We start from the raw sequence: 335 nt of genomic DNA, 5'->3' as shown, positions 1-335 counted from the left end.
CGCGCTCGCCGCGACGTGCGGGATCCTGCTCCGGCCATCCGGTCGAGACGATCCAGCATCTGTTGTTCCGGTGGTCGTAGCTGACGACCACGTCGTAAAGATGCAGAATGGATTGGGGCAAACGCTGACCGGGAATTGCCGGCGCCGGCAATCGCTCCAGCGTCCTGTTCAAATCGTAAGCGAAGAAGCCAGCCGCGCCTGCCTGAAATGGCGGGAGATCGGGACGATGCTCTTGCGGATAGTTGGCGAGAAGAGTGCGAAGAACTTCCCATGGATCGCCATCGATATCTTCGCCGTTGCAACTCGCCCGTCCACCCGCGACTATGTAGGTGCTA

General features: G+C 60.3%; 1 pseudogene. It reads right to left on the bottom strand.

From position 1 onward, the window contains the following. A pseudogene (locus IVB13_RS15755) lies at positions 1–286 on the bottom strand (aminodeoxychorismate synthase, component I); the annotation flags it as partial. Positions 287–335: the final 49 nt, after the last annotated feature.

Source organism: Bradyrhizobium sp. 17 (genome assembly GCF_023073515.1).
GTDB lineage: Bacteria > Pseudomonadota > Alphaproteobacteria > Rhizobiales > Xanthobacteraceae > Bradyrhizobium > Bradyrhizobium canariense_D.
Note: the sequence above shows the minus strand (reverse complement) of the source record. Positions and strands in the feature narration are given on the sequence as shown.